Origin of the sequence: Candidatus Symbiopectobacterium sp. NZEC151, from assembly GCF_025962655.1 — a bacterium.
GTDB lineage: Bacteria > Pseudomonadota > Gammaproteobacteria > Enterobacterales > Enterobacteriaceae > Symbiopectobacterium.
Map to the genome: position 1 here is coordinate 1,421,253 of NZ_JAGFPE010000001.1, position 18,566 is coordinate 1,439,818.

At 50.4% G+C, this 18,566-nt stretch carries 15 protein-coding genes and 2 pseudogenes; all 17 read right to left on the bottom strand.

The annotated features are described in order from the left end of the window. Window positions 1–3: 3 nt before the first annotated feature. The 17 genes and pseudogenes from J5067_RS06315 to J5067_RS06395 all read right to left on the bottom strand — a co-directional run bounded on the left by J5067_RS06315 (window position 4) and on the right by J5067_RS06395 (window position 18,474). Entirely contained in the window at window positions 4–1,908 is a 1,905-nt protein-coding gene (locus J5067_RS06315) for a hypothetical protein (RefSeq protein ID WP_264650687.1), read from the bottom strand. Beyond that, on the bottom strand, window positions 1,898–2,749 hold the full coding sequence (locus tag J5067_RS06320) for a hypothetical protein (protein ID WP_264650688.1): 852 nt from the start codon (window positions 2,747–2,749) through the stop codon (window positions 1,898–1,900). The genes J5067_RS06315 and J5067_RS06320 overlap by 11 nt, the downstream gene beginning before the upstream one ends. Next, the gene (locus tag J5067_RS06325) at window positions 2,749–3,327 is read right to left on the bottom strand and encodes a DUF4123 domain-containing protein (RefSeq protein WP_264628708.1); all 579 of its coding nucleotides are present in this window, start codon (window positions 3,325–3,327) and stop codon (window positions 2,749–2,751) included. Before J5067_RS06325 ends, J5067_RS06320 begins: the two co-directional genes overlap by 1 nt. Continuing rightward, a complete protein-coding gene (locus J5067_RS06330) occupies window positions 3,324–5,354 on the bottom strand; it encodes a type VI secretion system tip protein VgrG (protein ID WP_264650689.1) in 2,031 nt (676 codons plus the stop codon). Before J5067_RS06330 ends, J5067_RS06325 begins: the two co-directional genes overlap by 4 nt. Before the next feature lie 93 nt (window positions 5,355–5,447). Then, window positions 5,448–5,966, bottom strand: a complete 519-nt coding sequence (locus tag J5067_RS06335; RefSeq protein ID WP_264643010.1) for an Hcp family type VI secretion system effector — start codon at window positions 5,964–5,966, stop codon at window positions 5,448–5,450. 352 nt (window positions 5,967–6,318) lie between these two features. Next, a complete protein-coding gene (locus J5067_RS06340) occupies window positions 6,319–6,678 on the bottom strand; it encodes a hypothetical protein (protein ID WP_264627962.1) in 360 nt (119 codons plus the stop codon). Window positions 6,679–6,825: 147 nt separating this feature from the next. After that, on the bottom strand, window positions 6,826–7,926 hold the full coding sequence (locus J5067_RS06345; protein WP_264650690.1) for a hypothetical protein: 1,101 nt from the start codon (window positions 7,924–7,926) through the stop codon (window positions 6,826–6,828). Between the two features lie 105 nt (window positions 7,927–8,031). Next, a pseudogene (locus J5067_RS06350) lies at window positions 8,032–8,299 on the bottom strand (PAAR domain-containing protein). Between the two features lie 26 nt (window positions 8,300–8,325). Beyond that, on the bottom strand, window positions 8,326–9,294 hold the full coding sequence (locus tag J5067_RS06355; protein WP_264628289.1) for a hypothetical protein: 969 nt from the start codon (window positions 9,292–9,294) through the stop codon (window positions 8,326–8,328). A 175-nt stretch (window positions 9,295–9,469) separates the two neighbouring features. Beyond that, window positions 9,470–9,737: pseudogene (locus J5067_RS06360) on the bottom strand (PAAR domain-containing protein). A gap of 26 nt (window positions 9,738–9,763) precedes the next feature. Continuing rightward, window positions 9,764–10,786 (bottom strand): hypothetical protein, encoded by a 1,023-nt coding sequence (locus tag J5067_RS06365; RefSeq protein WP_264650691.1) that lies wholly within the window; start codon window positions 10,784–10,786, stop codon window positions 9,764–9,766. Between the two features lie 285 nt (window positions 10,787–11,071). Further along, the gene (locus J5067_RS06370) at window positions 11,072–12,040 is read right to left on the bottom strand and encodes a hypothetical protein (protein WP_264627949.1); all 969 of its coding nucleotides are present in this window, start codon (window positions 12,038–12,040) and stop codon (window positions 11,072–11,074) included. Between the two features lie 65 nt (window positions 12,041–12,105). Beyond that, on the bottom strand, window positions 12,106–13,716 hold the full coding sequence (locus tag J5067_RS06375) for a hypothetical protein (protein ID WP_264650692.1): 1,611 nt from the start codon (window positions 13,714–13,716) through the stop codon (window positions 12,106–12,108). A gap of 11 nt (window positions 13,717–13,727) precedes the next feature. After that, entirely contained in the window at window positions 13,728–14,624 is an 897-nt protein-coding gene (locus J5067_RS06380; RefSeq protein ID WP_264650693.1) for a DUF4123 domain-containing protein, read from the bottom strand. Then, complete coding sequence (tssI, locus tag J5067_RS06385; protein WP_264650694.1) at window positions 14,617–16,587, bottom strand: type VI secretion system tip protein VgrG; 1,971 nt, start codon at window positions 16,585–16,587, stop codon at window positions 14,617–14,619. The genes J5067_RS06380 and tssI overlap by 8 nt, the downstream gene beginning before the upstream one ends. 119 nt (window positions 16,588–16,706) lie before the next feature. Next, window positions 16,707–17,225, bottom strand: a complete 519-nt coding sequence (locus J5067_RS06390; protein ID WP_264643019.1) for an Hcp family type VI secretion system effector — start codon at window positions 17,223–17,225, stop codon at window positions 16,707–16,709. A 325-nt stretch (window positions 17,226–17,550) separates the two neighbouring features. Then, the gene (locus J5067_RS06395; RefSeq protein ID WP_264650695.1) at window positions 17,551–18,474 is read right to left on the bottom strand and encodes an AraC family transcriptional regulator; all 924 of its coding nucleotides are present in this window, start codon (window positions 18,472–18,474) and stop codon (window positions 17,551–17,553) included. Between the last annotated feature and the right edge of the window lie 92 nt (window positions 18,475–18,566).

Here is an 18,566-nt window from a genome sequence, read left to right on the forward strand (position 1 = left end):
CCTCTACCATGTGTTAATCTGAATTCCAGAGCCATTTCCGACAGTTTTGCTTAGTGCTCCTTGCGAATCAAAAAATACTTGGGCATGCAGAAACTTGATTTTTCCTAATGCAACAGCGTCCTCAATAGCATTAAGTTTATCTTGGACGTTGGGATCAACCTCCAACATTTTTGCTTTACTCCATCCTCCAGAATCTAAGCCAATCTTAGCTTGGAGGTCTGAGAGTTTGCCTGCCCCTGTTCCCTGTGTCTTATTAAATCCCGGTGTCTTAGTCAAACCCAATGTCGCTTTGGTTTCAATCACCAGCAACGTATCTTCCTTGAAGGTTAGCGTCTGGGTCGGTGCAGGCGTACTCTTTGCCCCATCCATGCTGTGGCGCATGGTGTTGGAAGTAGGAACTCGCACGGTCAGCGACGGCGGCGGTGGCACCCAGACCAGCATATCCAGGCCGTGGCCGCTCTTGTTCGTCAGCCCGAAACGACTGGGCACTCCGGCTTTATTACTGTAGCCGAGGATGCGTTCAGCGTTGAAGCCCATTTTTTCCACCATGGCAGCGGCAAAGGCCTCTTCACCCGCATCACCGACCACTTTACAGATACGGCCTATTACTTTCAGGCTCCCACCGCGCTGGATAATCAACGACGTCAGATTGCTGCGCAGTGTATTGCTCATCACACAATAATTCGCCTTACCCGTGGCCGTGGTCAGGGCAACCTGGCTGCGATTGGTATCTAATGATGGCCTGTTTCGCCATTCGATGTCGCCGGTTTCGTCATGGCGCCCTGCCGGTCTGCGACCACGCAGTTCAATCGCCAGCGGCTCACCGCTGGTATGCCCCCCTAGTCGGCGGCGCTCTTCTTCGCTGATGGCATCGGTGTCGAAACGGGCGCTGACGGGGACATCCCTCCGTATCTTGCGCAGCACCCAGCGTGTTGCGCCCAGTGCCGCTGGGGAAAGCATCGCCAGGTTGATGAACATAAAAACCTGACGGCCACGCTCTTTGCCGTCTTTCGGATCGAACGCCTTGCCCAGACTTTCAAAAAGGGCTTCGCCGTGGTCAATTCCTTCGCCAGTGATCAGTGTCGTGCTGCCGTTGGCAATGGCGTTGGCGGCAAGTGCCGCGTCAATAGCCGCAAAGGTATACCGTATCCCTTTGTAGAGGCCGAAAAGCCCTCTACCTACACCCACGACAGGAATAATCGACAGGACGCCAAGTCCTATCTGTGCGACGGCTAATACGCGCATCCAGAGTTGGTTCAACGTTTTAGCCTGCTGATAGTGTTGAGCCAACGCCTGTGCGGCCTGCGCTGGGTCAAACAGGCCGGAAATCGTCCACTCAAACTGCGTCAGAGCAAGGCGTTGTCCATCCGCGCCCACCAGTGAGTCTTCTCGATAACGGGCAGACGTAAATGTCCAGAAGTAGATACGGCTCCCCAGAAAGACACAGTTTGTCTGGTTACAAGAGATCGTGGGGCGCTCGGTTATGTCTCCCCGGGTCACTTCCATTAGAAAGGCGGGCGTAACGTGGGTTTCCGTTTCCATGTCGTCTTCCAGACAATGGAATTCAATCCCCTGTGCCGACTGAAACGCATGGAGCTCGGCGAGATAAGCATCACCATGCCGCTCTCCCAGTTGGTAAAGAACCCGTGACAGAAAGGTATTACGGAAGTTTTCGACACGATCGGTGATCCAGGGATTTTGCATGAACCAGTCAGGTGTGGCCGAATCATCATAAGAGGGGATACCCAGCCATTGATCCGCGTCCCGTGGCCCGTCGCTGCCATTGATCGAGAACGGTACGCCGAGTCCGGCACAATCGGTGCAAATCGATGCCGGGCTGGGTACATTGCCATCCATTGCATCCTGAGAAAGTTGTTCAAAACTGGCACTGAGGGCGTTAGTCGCCATTGGATGCCTCCTCCGTGAGAGTATGCTGATGCCGTTGCAGAAATTGCAGCAGGAGATGTTGGAGCTGGTGTGGAGCCGCTATCTTCCTGTACAGCACGTCATGCAATTCGGTGAATAAGGGGTTGCGGTAAAAGAAACGGCCAAAGCTCAAGGCCAGTAATACATGGTGGCCCAAATAAAGTAGCTGGTGCGATTGCAGGTGGTGCAAATCATCACTAGGAAGGGGTATCCGTCCGCCCATATGACGAATGCCAACCTGCTCATAGACTGAATACTTCCGGCGCTTGACGGGAGGCAACGCCAGTTGGTGCAGCGCATCCGCCTCATAGGTTTCAAACAGTATCTGTACATGCTGAGACTCATTGATGCCGTACAGCAGTGCGGATTGCTCAAAGGCTCGCCAGATGTTTTGTGCCTGTAATGCGCCAGGATTGATTGACAACAGCGTGATAAAAATCTGATGCGCTTGCGGCATAACACGTTCAATCTGTTGCCTCAGTGTAATGGCGGTGTTAACAACCAGATTCAGCCGGGTCGGTTCAGGGAGCCCCGGCGCCGTCAAAATCGGATTGAGGGTGGCTTGATGGATATCATTCTGCCATCCCAGACCCAGCAGCAGGCTCAGGGTAATGTGTGTGTTGTATTGACGCCCATCGCTATATCCCGCCGTTATTGCTTCTTTACCGGCGGCGTCAACAAAAGCAGGCATGTATTGCGGTGTGCTGGGCAGACGGGGTAACAGCGGAGCCAGTGTATCGCACAAGTACCGTGACAACCGGATATCCGACTGCTTTCTGGCAACACGCGCCATGCTGTCGAGATCGATAGCATTCAGCATCATCAGGCCTCCTGATCAACGGGAAGATCGAGCCAGACCAGACAACCATCGCACTCGGCTTCTTCATGGCGCTGTTGCTCAAACAGGGGTTGTACGCGCCGTGACAGTGATGCCTGTGGGTCGTGGAAATACATCTCTTCAATCTCACCATCGGCGAAAAAACGTGATACAGCGGAAGACGTATGCGCAATGGAAGCAATATAAAGTTGCAGGGCTGACGGGGTGCCCAGACGCAAAATAAACCGCCGTGTTCCCTCCACAAACTTACTGAAATGCCTCAGATGTCGCCGCACCTGATCCGGTGACATGCGGGCAAATAGCACAATCATGGGCATCGTCTCAAACGCCTTGCCCAGCCACAGATCAAAGTCGCTGTCAGGCTCTGGCACACAAAGCCACGGTGTATATGGCTCAAGCCCTGCCTGTGCATCCAGATGCCATAACGGATAATGGACCACCTCGTGAAACTCCAGCCGTGCCAGCAGATTTCGCTCGGCACGGGTTTCCGTCAGTACATAGAGGTGGGTACGACTATTGCGAGTCGGTAGCCCGGCTTTCTCCAGTTGTTGATAGAGGCTCATTCTTTGCCCTCTTTAAGGGGGCACTCTTCAACCAGTGGTGTTCCTTGATTGATCGCCGCTTCAATGGCCTGTATCTGGTCGCCAGAGGGAGACGTAATGCTGACATTCCCTTTTAGTTGAATATTCGGCGCATTCAGCGTAATACCGCTGCCATCAAGCAGGATTTTGCCTGCCGGGCCGCGAATTAAAATACGATCTGTGCCTTGCAGGATATATTCGGTCGTCAGTAGTCGCTGACCACTTTTGGCCTCAATGGACTGTATGCCTTCAATGACTACTTTTTCATGCTCGCCAATCGTGACGAGATGGCTGGCAGTAATATCTTCCTTCAGCGTATTACCGATATTGCGTACCTCGTTACGATCAATGGTGACGAAGACGTCCTGGCGGATATGCTCTTTGCGGTCGCGGCCAACCGTATTGGCTTCATCCTGACCAATATTGGTTGTGCGATCGCGCGCTACGGCAATTTTCTGATCGTTGCCGATAGCGTGCGTCTCATCATGATTGACCTGAATATTCTGGTCTTTTTGTGCATGGATAAAAATTTCTTCGTTGTCTGCGGCATCTTCAAAACGCAGTTCGTTGAAACCATCACCCTGGTGTGTTGCGGTGCGCAATACGGTGCGCGTTTTGTTGGCAGGCAGCGGATACGGCGACGGATTGGTAGCATGGAAAGTGCGACCAGTAACAATCGGCTGGTCCGGGTCACCCTCCAGGAAACTGACAATCACCTCATGACCAATACGGGGAATGGCGATCAGGCCGTACTGGCCGCCTGCCCAGCCCTGACTGACACGCACCCAGCACGAACTCTGGTCATCGCTGGATCCGTAGCGATCCCACGGAAATTGCAACTTCACCCTGCCATGTTCGTCGCAGTAGATTTCTTCCCCCGCCGGACCCACCACGGTGGCAATCTGCGGACCATCCACCATCGGTTTGTACGGCAGGTCAGCGCGCCAGGTAGTACTGGCTTTGACCACCTCAAAGCAGTTGCTATAGGTGGTCGGTTCGCCGCCGCCTTCCTCTTCCAGCGCCTGTGGCTGTTGGCCGCTGTGGGTAATCGCCACCAGTTGCCAGGGGATGTTCAGTGCCGTATTGGGGTGTTCCGTGAGCGTAAAGCTGCTGCCGGGCATCAACATCGCGGCGTTGGATTCCCCGGAGCCGGTCATCGCACCCGCTCTTAGCGCATCCAGCCGGTAACCGGTAAACGCCTTGCCGCTCGGGTCCTGTTTAAAACGCCCCGGGTAGTCAAAGTGCTGGTAACTTTCACGCTGGTGCGCCAGTTCAGCGCTTAGCTTGCTGTGCAGCAGACCGTAGGCTGGCGTTTTGAAGCTGTAATCCTTGAGGGCGACTTCTGCGGTGCTGACCGCCTCGGCATAGCGGAAACGGCGCACATACTCGCCTTCACTCAGCCCCTGCGCAGCAAGGTTGAAGAACAGCCCGGGGCCCTGGCCGAGCGCCCCGGCATCATCAGCAAACACCACGCGGTGGCTACCCGCGTCAAACTCGTGGAAGAAGTACAGACCTTCCTCAGCCGCCAACCGGGTGATAAACGCCAAATCGCTTTCCCGGTACTGCACACAGTATTCACGCACCGCATGGTCGTTACGCAGCGCAAAGGCGTAATCGGTAATGCCAGACTCTTCCAGCAAGGTACCGATAATCATCTCCGGTTTTTGTGCCTGAAAGATGCGGGCGTTGGTACGCAGACCCAGCCGCCACAGCGCCGGACGCACTTCCGCCTGATAGCGGGTGCGCCGGAAGCCGGTATCGCCTTGCGCGAAGGCACTGACAATCCCGCTGACTCTGCGTTTCAGTTCACCGTCGTACCACACCAGCAGCTCACACGGTTGGTCCAGCACCGCGCCAAAATCGATACCCGGCTGGGCGCTGGCCAGATTCAGCGACAGGGCGAACGGCTGACTCAGCGCCTCGTTCAACTGAAAATCCACCACGGCAAAGGTGCTTTCCGGCAATGCGCCGACCTTTACCGTGAACTGTAATCCTGTACTGTTTGCCACACGCCCTCCAGATACCATCATCCACACTCAGGCATGGCGCAGGCCATGACTCAGGGTAGAAAACCCGGATGCAACGCCCGGGTTTGAGGGATATCAGGCTTCGACCGGTGCGCGCCAGTCGTCAGAACCGGAGGTTCCAGCCACTGTGTGTTCCCAGTCGATTTTGCGGTAGGCCAGCGACACTTCGATCAACTGGGTGTAGTCCAGTTTTGCCGGGTCCTGGCAGTGTGGCATCTGGCAGTTGATGTCCACGATGGTGGCGTCGGTGAGCACGGTGGAGAAGAAGTGCTCCTGCTTGCCTTCCACCGAGGTGCGATACCACTTCAGGGTCACGGTCGGCAGCATTTCACCGGAGGCCAGCGAGTTGTACATCAGCGGTACGGCTTTGTTCAGCGCGACGGTGAATTTGAACGGCTTGTGGACGCGTTGACCAGAAGGCTGACCTGATTGCGGGTCAGTCGGTACGGTAACCACGTGTTTGAATTCCTGTACCAGCATTTCATCTTCGTGGCCCTGCACGTAGATGTTGCCGACGGAGTCCGAGGTGAAAGCCCCTGCGGTGATATTGCCCTGAGTTTTACCTTCAATGCTGATATAGCATGGAGTTGGCATTGTGTTGCTCCTTGTTGTTGAACGGGTTGAGTCATTGCACCGTTTGCACAGCAATTCGCATGCCAGATTTTATCTTATTGTTTTTAATCAGTAATTAATTTAGCACTCTCTTCCTTACGTCGAGCCTGAGCAAAAAGTTGCGTCAACCTCGTGAAAAAACGGCATAAATTGCGTGAAAAGTGATTTGCACCATAAAGTGAGCAAAAAGTTGCGCAGAATGCGCAGTTGTTCTGGGAATTTGGCTTAGCCACATGCACCAACCCTCTCTTTGAGAGAAAAAATCGAGTAATATCTGTCTATTGGCTTTACCAGTATATTTTATGTGACCGACGTGAACGGCGTAATGCTGTGGTTAACGTTTTTTCTCTACCACACCTTTGGTGACCTTGCGGTTATACTCACCAACCACCACACTGAGCTGGCGGTGATTGAGCAGCACAAAACTCAGAACCCCTACAAGTAGCGCCAGCCAGCAGAACAGAATTTTTACCCCGCCGACACCGCTGAACAACAGAATAAAGGACAGCGCGAATCCTGGAAAAAACACGATGGCGGCAGTTCCTGCCAATACACCACTCAGCCACTTAACCGTCGGCGAGTAGAAGAAAGGCGCAAGGATAAGAATTGTCGCCAGCGGGCTTAAAATAGTGATCAACAGCGCGTAGCCCGGTTCTTGCATCAGAAACCTCAAATCAAAAGGTAAAGCCAGCATAACTCATCTCTTTAGAGGTAATTGTAAAAGTGGACGGAAGTGATCACACATCAGCTTCGCCCGAATCAGTCTGGGAAATGCATTGATGCCAATGTGATACAAGGAGACACTTTTATTAAAAAATGGAACGATAAACAATGCGATGATTCAATTCATGATCTCTGAAATTGGCAGTAAGGAAGAGAAGAACGAAAACAACTGCTCAAAGTGGATAACGACCTGGTGCTGTTTTACTTCAATGGGAACCGCGAGTATCAGCGCTATCGCCAGAGCGGTGCCAACCAAAAAGTAGCGAGCGCGGCTAAACACAACATTTAACTTTTTGCGGCGCTGGATATGGGCGATGGGGGCAATGCCAAATACTCGATGCAGTTTATCACGCGTGATCACCCACTCATCACCACGGCGCACGGCACGTCCAATCAGCAGACAATGGGAGCCTTGTCTAAGAATATATTCACGCTCAATCTCACGTCCGCTGCGCCGCTCTGCATTAACCGATAACAGATGGAAATCCAGGCCGATGGCATCGACCAGCACGCTACCCGTGCTGTCACGCAGCAGAAAGGGATGGCAGCACTGCTCTTCGTGAATTGTCCGGTAATGCGTTCTTCCCTCAAGGTCGCGATCTTCTTCACTGATACAGTGGTAATAACCAATACAGCTCTCTTCGCTCAGCGGTGCCAAGATCCGCTGTTGCGCCACCAGTTTGCCTTTCAGTTGAACCATGCCGGTCGCCATTGAACGCACGTTACTGCCAGGCAACATTTCCTGAAAACGCATAAAACGGCTCTGCGCGGATGGCTGCATAAAGCGGAAAATCACGATACCTATAAACGCGACAATGCCCAATATGCCGAAAAAAGGAATCAGTATCAGCGCGATAAGCGTCATAGCATTCAGCACAATTCGCCACAACGATACGCGTTTTGTCGTAGTGGTTGTGATGTTTGCTTTTAGTCTACTGGTAGCAGACTTGCGGGATGCAGCCTTTTTCTGTGGCGGTTCAGAAGTACCCTGGTCATCATCCTTAACGACGCGCAGCAGTGCCGAAATGCCATAAAATAGCAGAGCAGGCACGACAATCAGCGCAATAATCCCAACCGGCGTCAAGAGCTTATCGGAAAAAGCATCGCCAAAGATCAGATGAAAAATTTTGCCTGCTGCAACAAGCAGAACAGAGAGTATGACCGGTAACAGCAGAAAACCGACGCCATTAAAAAAACGAGACAGATTTTTAAGCCACATACTGATACACCAACGCCCCTGGTGGTTGTACGCTCGTCCTGAGCGGAAAGAAATTCCGGCAAATATGCTCCCAGCGTCCGAGTAGTGCATAAGTACCACAAACAATCAGCCAATCGTCACACGTCCACCGCCGATTATGATACCGCCACAGCTAACGGCTGTCCCCCGTATGTGTAGCGGATTTGCCGTCAATAAAGACACTGGATGAACCGCCGCTGATGATTCGACGATATCCGTGCAGAACCAGAGGATGGCTTTGGCGTGCCAGTGGCAGACCATCAATCTTAAAGGTTAAGGAACCCGCTACGACTGATGTTGGCGGATAACTTCCGTGCCCGGTATCGGTATTGCCTAATTTAACGGCGTTGCCCATACGACAATCCTCATTGTAAATAGAGGTCAAATTACAGGAATGAACTTTCCATCAATAAAAGAGAATATGGGGGAGAAATATTTCATTTTCTTCTTTCCGTCTTGGTTTTCAGTAAAGTAAGAAATAGGGGAAACAAGAGGGCTTGATTTATTAACAAGACGAACCATTCTTTTGTTATTCATCACTTCTATTTCATAATCATTCCAATTGATAGATACCATTTTGAATGAAGGATCTTTAAATGATTCGGAAAAATTTGTGCTGTTATATATCTCAGCAACGCTATCGCCTGTGGTTACCGACCATGCGTGTAGTGATTCACTGAGAGATGATTTGATTGCTTCTTGATTTCTTTCAGCAAAAAGATGCCAGAGATCGAGATAGGCAATTTTTAGTGCCTGGGTCTGTTCAGGTTTACCGGTAAAGGGTGTGGCTTGCGTCCATTTCCACTCTGGGAGGCCTTTAAGATAGACTTTCTGCGTAAACTGATAGAGCTCCATTCCTACGGGGAAATTATTATCCCTAAAATAATTATCAGGAATATGTCCCTTTTCTACCTGCTGCGCTGTGATTTTTTTTACTGATACGTTTTCAGCTTTAGCGCTGTTCTCTTCTCCACCTGATTGCGCATAAGGAATGCCGTCTTTACCGATTGCAATCGTGAGCTGGCTTAATACCTTTGACTCTTTGCCTTTAAATGCGGTTAAAGCGACTTTACAACCCGCATCGGGCTTAAACGACTTGCGCGCTTCATCACCGATAGTTTCCTTTGAGAACCAGCCCAGCGCTCCGATTTCAACCGTGATCTCATTCTCTCCATTTTCCAACGCAAGCAATGCGTTAGTGCTGGATGTGCCAAACCCTCTCCCTGCCACCGCCGAATGACGGTTATCCATACCAAGCACACCGTTGGTCTTGATAGCGCAAAACGCCGAGTTAATATCGAATACGCTGCAGACCCTTAACGGCTCATTAGCGGCATTCGCGGTAGACATCACCATTACGCCTGACAGTATTAGGCATTTCCATTGAAAAAACGGCCTCATCATGTGCTTTCCTTATATTCCTAATGTTTAGGATTGGATTCCATCGCCCAGGGCTCCTGATTCGTTTTTTTCACTTCATTATATTTGGAATTCGATCCCACGGCTGGGCGGGTATCACAGCCAGTCAGCCAATCATCACACGTCCACCGCCGATTATGATACCGCCACAGCTAACGGCTGTCCCCCGTATGTGCAGCGGATTTTCCGTCAATAAAGACACTGGATAAACCACCACTGATGATTCGACGATGTCCGTGCAGAACCAGAGGATGGCTTTGGCATGCCAGTGGCAGACCATCAATCTTAAAGGTTGAGGAATCCGCCACGACGGAGGTTGGAGGATGACTTCCGAGCCCGGTATCGGTATTGCCTAATTTAACGGCTTTGCCCATACGGCAATCCTCATTGTAAATAGTGGTCAAATAACAGGAATGAACTTTCCATCAACAAAAGAAAAGACTGGAGAGAAATATCCAATGAGTTTACTTTCCTCATCATTCCCTGTGAAATAAGATATAGGTGAAAAATTGGGATTGGATTTATTGATAAAACGTACCATTCTACTATTATTTAATATTTCAATTTCATAGTCATTCCAGTTAATAGATATCATTTTGAATGAGGGATCTTTAAGATCTTCAACAAAAATCTCATTGTTGTATATCTCATCAATGCTGTTTCCAGTAGAGATAGCCCACGCTTGCAATGATTCATTAAGGTATTTCTTTATTTTCTGATTGTTTCTTTCAGCAAAAAGATGCCAGAGATCGAGATAGGCAATCTTTAGCGCCTGGATCTGTTCGGGTTTCCCAGTAAAGGGCGCCGCTTTTGTCCATTTCCACTCTGGGAGTCCTCTAAGATTGACTTTCTGCGTAAACTGATAGAGTTCCATTCCGACAGGGAATTTATTTCCTCTAAAATAATCATCAGGAATATGTCCCTTTTTTACCTCCTGCGCTGTGATTTTTTTTACTGACAGGTTTTCAGTTTTAGCGCTGTCCTCTTCTCCGCCTGATTGCGCATAAGGAATGCCGTCTTTACCGATAGCAATAGTGAGTTGGCTTAATACCTTTGACTCTTTGCCTTTTAATGCGGTTAGAGCAACTTTACAACCCGCATCGGGCTTAAACGACTTACGCGCTTCATCACCGATAGTTTCCTTTGAGAACCAGCCCAGTGCCCCGATTTCAGCAGTAATCTCATTCTCTCCATTTTCCAAAAATAACAATGCGTTAGTACTGGACGAACCAAACCCTCTCCCGGCCACCGCCGAATGACGGTTATCCAGACCTATAACACCATTGGTCTTGATGGCACAAAACGCCGAGTTAATATCGAATACGCTGCGGATCCTTAACAACTCATTAGCGGCATTCGCGGTAGACATCATCATCACACCTAGCAGTATTAGGCATTTCCATTGAAACAACGTCCTCATCATGCGCTTTCCTTGTTTATCTAACGTCAGATTGGGTCCCATCACCCAGGGCTGGGCGGGTATCACTACAATAAGCACCATAGCCAGTCAGCCAATCGTCACACTTCCACCTCCGATCATGACTCCGCCACAGCTAACGGCATCTCCCGATCGCCTTGGCGTGCCAGCCAACCTTAACGGTAGAAGAACCTGCTACGACAGAGGTTGGCGAATGACTTTCGTGCCCGGTATCGATATCGCCTAATTTAGCGGCGTTGCACGTGCGACAATCCTCAGTGTAAATAGTGGTCAAATAACAGGAATAAATTTTCCATCGATGAAGGAGAATATAGGAGAAAAATACCCTACACTATTATCTCCATCGTCATCTTTGAATGTATAAGAAAGAGGAGATATAGTAGGGTCTGATTTATTAACAAACCGCACCATTCTGCCTTTATTCATCACTTCAATTTTATAATCATTCCAATTAATAGAGCGAATTTCAAATGAAGTGTTTTTTAAATCCTTTTTAAAACCACGATCGTTATATATTTCATCGATAGAATTTCCGGTTGTGAGCGCCCATGCTTGTAAAGATTCATTAAGGTATTGTTTTATTTTTACATCATTTTTTTCAGCAAAAAGATGCCAAAGGTCGAGATAGGCAATTTTTAACGCCTGAATTTGCTCGGTTTTTCCAGTAAAAGGAGTGGCTTTTGTCCACTTCCACTCCGGGATATTTTTAAGATGGACTTTTTTTGTAAATTGATAGAGATTCATCTCAGTTGGGAAATAGTTATCAATCAGATAATTGGAAGGAAAATGTCCCATTTCAATCTGCTGTGCAGGAATTTTCATTACTGACACCTCTTCAGCTTCGTCCGTTTTTTCACTTGGTTGCGCATAGGGAATCCCGTCTTGACCGATCGCGATAGCAAGCTGGCTCAATACCTTCGACTGTTCACCTTTAAATGCGGTTAAAGCGACTTTACAACTCGCATCCGGTTTAAACACACTGCGAGATTCATCACCGTTATTCCCTTTTGAGAACCAGCCCAACGCCCCGATTTCGGCAGTAATCTCATTTTCTCCATTTTCCAAAAATAACAATGCGTTAGTGCTGGAAGAGCCAAATCCTCTCCCGGCAACTGCTGAATCCCGGTTATCCATCCCAAGCACGCCGTTGGTCTTGATGGCGCAAAAGGCCGAGTTAATATCAAATACGCTGCGGACCCTTAACGGTTCATTAGCGGCATTCGCGGTAGACATCATCATCACTCCTGACAGTATTAAGCATTGCCATTGAAAAAACATCCTGATCATGCGTTTTCCTCATCATTCTAACGTTTCGGGTTGGATCCCATCGCCCAGGGCTCCTGACTCGGTTTTTCCACAGCATTATATTTGGGATTCGATCCCATTGCCCACGGCTCGGCGGGTATCACTTTTGGTTTTTCGATAACTCTCTCTTTACCAAACAGATTCACTCTCATCGCCGATTGATCCGCGTCTAATGGTCCAGCCAGTTCCGTTGTTGATTTGTACGAATATTCATCGTCCGTATCACCTTTCACACCACGATCTGGTGATGATTTAAAATCAGCCATTAATGCCACTTCAGCCTTGATACCATCGTGGTATCCCACCAAATCAATACCCTCAGCATGCGGATCCAGCTTCATTCCCGCTTCTGTTTTGAGTACGCCTAGAGCCTTTAGGGCAACTTCAACAAACAACACTTTGGTTTCAAATGCCGTACTGATCACCCCTTCCAGCAAAAAGGCCAGCTTGTTATTGTCATCCTCAGGTGTGAAAGTCCATTGCGCCTGTTTATAGGCCGCACCGACGGAAAAGTGCAGCTCTGCCGTCAATTTTATATAGCACTCAAGGGAACTGCCGCCCTTCTCGATATATTCCCGACACTTCGCGGCAATACGATCTATTTTACAATAAGCAGCCAGAAGCTGTATCAGATCTATTTTCATACTCATGCTAAGGAAGGGTGCTGCATAAAGCCCCATATAATGCGTGGCATCATCAACACTGTCCTTGCACTGATACGCGTAGGACACCCCCAGATTAATCGGCTCAACGGAGAAATCAAAGAGGCGATATTCGCGCGTTCCCTTTTTCTTGGGATCGGGGTCGGGCAGGAGATATTGGTTGATATTCGATAAAAATCGCTCCACTTTGCCAATCTGCTCCAGCGTCTTAACCGTTTTGACTTTATTGCGGGTCAGTTCGGCAAACGTGGCCGAATATTCCGTACCACCGATTTTCAACCCGTACTCAACATTCAGCTTCTGCTCCTGCGTGATTTGGAACTGATCGGTATGCAACGTCCAGCCGCTTCGCAGCTTATTGCCATTTTTAGGCAGGGTATTCTCCATCTTTTTTCTGGCAGCTATCTGTTCATCCCGTCGCTCTTTCCACGTGCGCTCTCTTCCAGCCAGTTCGTAACTGAAACCAATGACAGCCCGTAGCTCCACTTCAGGATAAACCTCTATTTGTGCATAACTCGCTTTACCCGTGCAGCCCTGCGTAATCAGTTGATAACGATGGGGAGTGGCAATGGCATCAGAGGGCAGATGAATACGATTGAAATAGGACCATATCGGATCGACGGGCAGATCGGCCTGCTCGCTATCGGCGGGTTTCTTGTAATAGAGCGTGATGGGGTTTGGCACACCCTTCTTTAACGCAATTTTTTCATTTCCACTTTCCAGCGTGGCCTGCGGACAGGTGGGTTTTTCACACTTTCCTTCGATTTTTATCGTTCCCTGGCTGCCAGTGCCACCATCCAGAACTTTCAGGCGAATATTTTTCTCCACAGGCCAGACATGGGTTTTCTCATCAAATGCATCAAGCGTTATCTCATAAGTACAAGGATCGGGATTATTGCAGTTGGCGCAGGCACTGCCCGCAGCGAGTGAGATTTTTCCTTCAGACATACGCTTTTCCTTTAACGGGGAATATATCCCAGTGTATCGTTAAGCAAACGTTCAACCCGGTAGTGACCAGGAAAGCTTTCATTACTTAATAGGTCCTGCCATTGCGCAGGAAGTTTTTTTATTGAATATATATTTTTTTCTACCAACAAATGCAGTAGTCCGCGAATAGCGCGATCATCTTCAATGCCTTTTGCCTTACAAAAATGATAACACTCACTCACAGACTCGTTGACCGTAAGGCGTTCAGGTTCATCTCGCAGACCATGATAAATACCATCCCCCTGACTTATTTTCCATTCGGGAGTCTGTGATACACTATGTTGTATGTTTTCTGCGTACAGGGTTATCATTTTAGCCGTTAACCCCTCAATGTATTTCACTTCCGCATAGTGATTCAGTAAATCAAGCTGTGGCTGGCTAATTTTCAAAAACTTCATTCGATGCTTAGCCGTTGGCGGAAACTGGTCACGAATGGGCTGAAAATGCTCCTCCCGAATTCTTCCATCATAGACCGTCATCATTTTTTCAATCGGGCCCAGAAAACAGTGCAATTCCCATTCACTCAGAACATGGCATAAATCCCAGATATTCCGGGGATCATAAAAACGAAAAAAAACGGGTTTCTCTTCAGAGGTAAGAAGAACCTGTAAATATTTACGCAGATGGTGGCGTAAATCCTTCATGCTGACCCGTGTATATAAATAGATCCCCCATGGCGAGGTTTTACTCACCAGCCAGGTTGAAACCTCATGCGTGACTTCAACTAAATAGGGAGCCAGCGGGACTAATTCCTGCTGCAAGGGCTCCGCATATAAGCAACAATGCGGCGGATCGTGTTCAGCCAAAAAATCCAGTAGTTCTTCTTCAATTGAGCCATCGATAACGGCATATTGCACAGTCTCACTCACGGTTTTCTTTCTCCTTGGCCGGACAGTGCGCGACGAACAGCGTCCCTGCGGCCGCGGCCGCTTTCAATATCGCAGGATCGGCTGGGAGTGCCACATCCCCTGGGCTACCGCCTGAGTTCAGGTTGATAGCCGGACCTTTGATATCCACCCCTCCGGCATGGATAACCACAAAGCTGCCTCCGACCCTGAGCGTTAATTTGCTGCCGCTTTGCAGCGTCAGATCGCCGTTGCTGTCCACGCTGAATACACCGCTGATTTTCTGCGCCAGATCGCCCTTAACCTGTATGCCCCGATCGCCTTCCGTCAGCGATAAATGGTTGCCCGTGGTTTTGTAATCCTGATTGCCTTCCACCGTAACCTTGCGATTATTGGCAACCACCAGTTCTTCATCATGTCCGATGCTGGTTGTACGGTTATAGTCCACACGCTCATCTTTGGAATTGAGCACCCGCACAGCCATATTCTTCTGAGCGTGAAGGAAAATCTCTTCGTTATCCGTGGCATCTTCGAAACTCAGCTCGTTAAATCCCTGACCTTTGTGCGTCTGGGAGCGCAAAATGGTGCGGGTTTTATTGGCGGGCAGCGGATACGGTGACGGATTGGTGGCGTGAAAGGTTCTACCCGTCACGACAGGCTGGTCCGGATCGCCTTCGAGGAAACTGACAATCACCTCATGCCCGATGCGCGGAATGGCTATCAGCCCGTACTGACCGCCTGCCCAGCCCTGACTAACCCGCACCCAGCAGGAACTTTGGTCATCGCTGGCGCCGTAGCGGTCCCACGGGAATTGCAGCTTCACCCGGCCATGTTCATCGCAGTAGATTTCTTCCCCCGCCGGACCCACCACGGTGGCTATCTGCGGGCCATCCACCATCGGTTTGTACGGCAGGTCGGCACGCCAGGTGCTTTTGGCACTGATAACCTCGAAGCTGTTGCTGTAAGTGGTGGGTTCACCGCCGCTTTCTTCTTCCAGAGCTTGTGGTTGCTGCCCGCTGTGGGTTATCGCGACCAGTTGCCAGTCGCTATTCAGCATCGAATTGGGGTGTTCGGTCAGGGTAAAGCTGCTGCCCGGCATCAGCATCGCGGCATTGGATTCGCCGGAGCCGGTCATGGCATTGGCGCGTAATGCATCCAACCGGTAGCCGGTAAAGGCCTTGCCGCTCGAGTCTTGTTTAAAACGTCCGGGATAGTCGAAGTGTTGGTAGCTTTCGCGCTGGTGCGCCAGTTCAGCGCTCAGCTTGCTGTGCAGCAGACCGTAGGCTGGCGTTTTGAAGCTGTAGTCCTTGAGGGCGACTTCTGCGGTGCTGACCGCCTCGGCATAGCGGAAACGGCGCACATAGTCGCCTTCGCTCAGACCCTGAGCGGCTAGATTAAAGAACAGCTCGGGGCCTTTGCTGAGAGCCCCGGCATCATCCGCAAACACGACACGGTGTTTACCCGTTTCAAACTCGTGGAAGAAGTACAGACCTTCCTCAGCCGCCAACCGGGTGATAAACGCCAAATCGCTTTCCCGGTACTGCACACAGTATTCACGCACCGCATGGTCGTTACGCAGCGCAAAGGCGTAATCGGTAATGCCGGACTCTTCCAGCAAGGTACCGATAATGACCTCCGGCTTTTGCGCCTGAAAGATGCGGGCATTGGTACGCAGACCCAGCCGCCACAGTGCAGGACGCACCTCTATCTGATAGCGGGTACGGCGAAAACCGGTGTCCCCTTGGGCAAAGGCGCTGACAATCCCGTTCACTCTGCGCTTCAACTCGCCGTTGTACCACACCAGCAGCTCACAGGGCTGGTCCAGCACCGTACCAAAATCGACATCCGGCAAGGCACTCGCCAGATTCAGCGACAGGGAGAATGACTGGTTAAGTGCTTCGCTGAGTTGAAAATCCACCACGGCAAAGGTCGAGGCGGGCAATGCACCGACCTTTACCGTGAACTGCAATCCTGTACTGTTTGCCACGTCTATTCCCTCGCTTCCCGTGATGAAAACCGCGCTGTCTGCACTCAGGTCTGGGAGAATCAGACCTCAGGGCAGGACACGCAGAAAACCCGGGCAAGCCCGGGTCAGTGACAGAAGGATTACGCTTCAACCGGCGCACGCCAGTCATCAGAACCGGAGGTTCCAGCCACTGTGTGTTCCCAGTCGATTTTACGGTAGGCCAGAGAGACTTCGATCAACTGGGTGTAGTCCAGTTTTGCCGGGTCCTGGCAGTGTGGCATGTTGCAGTCGATGTCCACGATGGTGGCATCGGTCAGGATGGTAGAGAAGAAGTGCTCCTGCTTGCCTTCCACCGAGGTGCGATACCACTTCAGGGTCACGGTCGGCAGCATTTCACCGGAGGCCAGTGAGTTGTACATCAACGGTACGGCTTTGTTCAGCGCGACGGTGAATTTGAACGGCTTGTGGACGCGTTGGCCGGAAGGTTGGCCTGATTGCGGGTCGGTCGGTACGGTGACAACGTGTTTGAATTCCTGCACCAGCATTTCGTCTTCGTGGCCCTGCACATAGATGTTGCCGACAGAATCAGAGGTGAAGGCACCGGCGGTAATGTTTCCCTGGGTTTTACCTTCGATGCTGATGTAGCATGGAGTTGGCATTGTGTTGCTCCTTGTTGTTGAACGTGATGAGTAACTTCACGCTGCGTACAGCAATCCATATGCCAATTTTTATCTTATTGTTTTTCTGCTATTAATTACCTCAACTCAAATTCTGTTGAGCCAACTTGCGCAAAAAATTGCGCAAACCTCGCGAAAAAACGGCATTCATTGCGTAAATAGTGATTTACACCAGAAAGTGAGCAAGAAGTTGCGCAGAATGCGCGGTTATGCTGATAAAGTAGTCTGACACAACGCCCTGCACGGCATAATGCACGTTGTTCCTGCCTCTTTTCCGTTTACCTGCCAATTTAGCGGTCTGGTTATTTCAGCTCTCTTCAACCGCCATATTGGTGACTTTCAGCCGTGCTACTTCATCGCCTGGCGTCGCGCCAAAGTAGCGTTTAAATTCCCGACTGAATTGCGACACGCTCTCATACCCGACGCGCACCGCCGCTGCCCCGGCCCGCACGCCGTCGTTGAGCATCATCAGGCGCGCTTTGTGCAGCCGGTAAGACTTCAGGTATTGCAGCGGTGAGGTATTGGTCACTGCTTTAAAATTATGATGAAACGCGGACACGCTCATATTCACTTCCGCCGCCAGTTGCTCCACATTCAGGTTATCCGCATAGTGATTTTCAATACGGCGCAGCGCTTTGGCAATCTGGCTGAAATGGGTATGGCGGTTGACCAGCGCCTGCAACGCCGCCCCGCCCTCCCCGCACAGAATATGATAGGTAATCTCTTTAACGATCATCGGCCCCAGCACGCGAGCGTCACGGGGGGTTTGCATCGCATCAAACAATCGTTCAACCGCACACAGCATCTCTTCGGTAAACGGCACACTGTTCACACCGCAAGAGCCAGAGCACGGGCGAATCACGCTATCATCATCGCCAATATCCAGCAGCAATGCCTGAAGCACCTGCGGATCGATGCGGATAGAGATGCCCACCAAAGGCTGTTCAGCGCTGGCAACCGTCTCACATTCAAACGGCAACGGCACCGTCATCAACAAATAGTTTTCTGCGTCATACTGAAAAACGGTATCGCCCACATAGCCAATCTTCCGGCCCTGAAACAGGATGACTATCGTCGGGTCATACATCACCGGCACGCGCGGATGGGGTTGGTCCGCGTAAAGGATTTTCACTTGCGCTATCGGCGAGGGCGTGACCCAGTGTTGGGTGGTGTAACTGAGCGCCTGCTTGATTATCTTGGCAAACACCGGATTTGTTTGGGCACGCGTCATCAGTCAGGCCTTATTTGGGGTGGGTACAGTCTCTTCAATAGGAAAACAACATGACACAAACGTCATTATTTATCACCCAATTCTCCGAGTAA

Bases quoted from the DNA above. Each gene is read 5' to 3' on its own strand.
- J5067_RS06315 (WP_264650687.1), bottom strand. From the start codon at position 1,908: ATGGCGACTAACGCCCTCAGTGCCAGTTTTGAACAACTTTCTCAGGAT.
- J5067_RS06320 (WP_264650688.1), bottom strand. From the start codon at position 2,749: ATGATGCTGAATGCTATCGATCTCGACAGCATGGCGCGTGTTGCCAGA.
- J5067_RS06325 (WP_264628708.1), bottom strand. From the start codon at position 3,327: ATGAGCCTCTATCAACAACTGGAGAAAGCCGGGCTACCGACTCGCAAT.
- J5067_RS06335 (WP_264643010.1), bottom strand. From the start codon at position 5,966: ATGCCAACTCCATGCTATATCAGCATTGAAGGTAAAACTCAGGGCAAT.
- J5067_RS06340 (WP_264627962.1), bottom strand. From the start codon at position 6,678: ATGCTGGCTTTACCTTTTGATTTGAGGTTTCTGATGCAAGAACCGGGC.
- J5067_RS06345 (WP_264650690.1), bottom strand. From the start codon at position 7,926: ATGTGGCTTAAAAATCTGTCTCGTTTTTTTAATGGCGTCGGTTTTCTG.
- J5067_RS06355 (WP_264628289.1), bottom strand. From the start codon at position 9,294: ATGTCTACCGCGAATGCCGCTAATGAGCCGTTAAGGGTCTGCAGCGTA.
- J5067_RS06365 (WP_264650691.1), bottom strand. From the start codon at position 10,786: ATGATGAGGACGTTGTTTCAATGGAAATGCCTAATACTGCTAGGTGTG.
- J5067_RS06370 (WP_264627949.1), bottom strand. From the start codon at position 12,040: ATGATGATGTCTACCGCGAATGCCGCTAATGAACCGTTAAGGGTCCGC.
- J5067_RS06375 (WP_264650692.1), bottom strand. From the start codon at position 13,716: ATGTCTGAAGGAAAAATCTCACTCGCTGCGGGCAGTGCCTGCGCCAAC.
- J5067_RS06390 (WP_264643019.1), bottom strand. From the start codon at position 17,225: ATGCCAACTCCATGCTACATCAGCATCGAAGGTAAAACCCAGGGAAAC.
- J5067_RS06395 (WP_264650695.1), bottom strand. From the start codon at position 18,474: ATGACGCGTGCCCAAACAAATCCGGTGTTTGCCAAGATAATCAAGCAG.